Origin of the sequence: Vibrio sp. RM-69-4 (assembly GCF_024743775.1) — a bacterium.
GTDB lineage: Bacteria > Pseudomonadota > Gammaproteobacteria > Enterobacterales > Vibrionaceae > Vibrio > Vibrio anguillarum.
In genome coordinates this window covers 1-2,296 of sequence record NZ_JAMQXI010000096.1, presented here as the reverse complement: position 1 = coordinate 2,296, position 2,296 = coordinate 1, and the positions used below count along the sequence as shown (strand labels likewise).

Sequence of the window (2,296 nt, the reverse complement as noted above, 5' to 3'; positions counted from 1 at the left end):
AAACAAAGAACCTTATCTGTTTTACGGCTTGAGTGAACCACGAATTTTAAGGTCAAAAAGCTCATTTGCCGACAACACAAAACGAATGGCCGGAGAAATCTAAAAAGATTGAACACCTAAATTTCCCTGAGTTGCATAACGCCCTGCTAAGGGGTGAACAACGCAATACCGAAGCCGCTGCATATCACCTTAATCACTAAAATCAACGCATAGTAAAAATGCCACGCGTTGTGAATCCCTCTTGAGCAGTTTGTTAGTTACACAATGCACACTGAATTTTTTCTTTATTTTCAGTGATATATTCTATGTCATTTAGATAAGCTTGAAGATGACCTTGCTCTATATTTTCAGCAAAGGATTCATTACCATTTTGGGCTTCACTACGCATGAAGGTTACTAAAGCCTGTAATCGCTGAACCATAGCATCGGCTAATTGTTCTCTTTCTGATTCAGTTGCACCGTAACTGTCACAGAACAACTTAGCTCTAGCCACCTGCTCTAAAATTGTCCCTAGCTTATCATTGCTGTCCGTTTTGAATGGAGACCAACAATAAACTGAATATGCTAAATCCCATATTCTTGGTGCAGGGTGCGCTGTGTCGAAGTCAAACACACCGACAACTGTATTTTCTAATAGGGCGACATTGTAAGGGGTAAAGTCACCATGACAAATAACCTCAAATGGTTCTCTTGGCTCTAACATCCATCGGTGTACTTTGACATTAAGTTGCTCCAATAGTGGAATAGTTGAGTCATGTATTTTACGTAGTAATTTACCCGCTGAAATGAGTGCTTCATTTGTTGCGATTGCGCCAACTAACGGATAATTGTAGGTATCACCTGTTACAAAACTTAGGATTTCTTGGTCTTGATTTACACCAAGAAATTTTGGACTTTCATCTACCTTTGCTTGCTCAAGGTGTTTCAAAATTAGATGAATTGTAGAGCTCCATGACTGAAGAGGTCGATAGACGACTTCACCATCTCGATATATTGCAGATTCTCTTCCGCCTGATAATTCTTCCACGATACCTCCCTGTGCAACTAACGCCCAATTAAGTGGTGAACAACGCACTGACCAAGCCGCTGCATTGCACCGTAAAACACTTTACCTGACGCATAGTAAAACTGCCACGCGTTGAGAATCCACTTGAATTGCTTGTTATGTGAATTTTACCGTGAATTCAAAGTAAACCACCGTAAAAATGAAGGCATTTTAATAAGTTACGTGCAAAAACGATGCTGACCAAACCCTAAATTTCACAGCGATATTAGCCAAAGAGAGCCACTTGCAGAACCAACAACAAAGAAAGCGCCCTTTCAGCCACAACAAAACCTTTTGCTTCACCAGACTTTCAGAGCTGAGCTTCAGCAAGAAAACCAGTTAAAAGGACATTTCAATTAAAGCGATTTGAAACCGATAAAATTCAACATAAACCAGATCCAAAACTTAATTGAGGCAACCCAAGAACCTTGAAAACGATCAATCTCAGGTTGTTCAAGAATCCATTTCGACCAAGCCAACTTGCCGAAAATACAGAACGAATTCTCAATGAAATCGTAGCTTTGACCTAAAAACTAACCAAACACATAACGCCCGGCTAAGGGGTTGACAACGCACCGCCGAACTCAAAAAACACACTGTAAACACTGAACTTCAATTTTGCACTAAAGTCGCCACGCGTTGGCAATCCCTCTTGAGCCGTTTGTTATGCAAATTCAATGAGATAAACTGACTTTACACGACCAAAAGCCACCATTGCAATGGTTGAGTAATTCAAGAACCAACCCAAGCCAGAGCCGTGATAAATAAGCCGCCAAAACAAAGTCCACCTTTCAGCAACAAACCAAGCTTTTGCGTCAGACAAACTCGCCGAGCAAGACTTTTAGCAAATGCGAAATGATCGAATAACTTGCCCTTTCCACACTTTGCGCCCACTTAATTTACAACGCGCCAACGCTAAAACTGATTGAGGCAAACAAAGAACCTTGCCTGTTTTACGGCTTGAGTTCACCATGAATTTGAAGGTAAAAATGCTCATTTGCCGACAACACAAAACGAATGGCCGGAGAAATCCCAAAAGATTGAACCCCTAAATTTACCTGAGTTGCATAACGCCCGGCTAAGGGGTTGACAACGCACCGCCGAACTCAAAAAACACACTGTAAACACTGAACTTCAATTTTGTACTAAAGTCGCCAAGCGTTGGCAATCCCTCTTGAGCCGTTTGTTAGGCCAACCGATTGACACCGACACTTTCAAAACTAAAGAACGAACTTTTTTATAAACTTAAAA

Annotated in this window: 1 protein-coding gene; it reads right to left on the bottom strand. The window is 41.1% G+C overall.

The window, feature by feature from the left end:
• Positions 1 to 253: 253 nt before the first annotated feature.
• The gene (locus NB504_RS18415; RefSeq protein WP_258429604.1) at positions 254 to 1,027 is read right to left on the bottom strand and encodes an aminoglycoside phosphotransferase family protein; all 774 of its coding nucleotides are present in this window, start codon (positions 1,025 to 1,027) and stop codon (positions 254 to 256) included.
• Positions 1,028 to 2,296 lie beyond the last annotated feature (1,269 nt).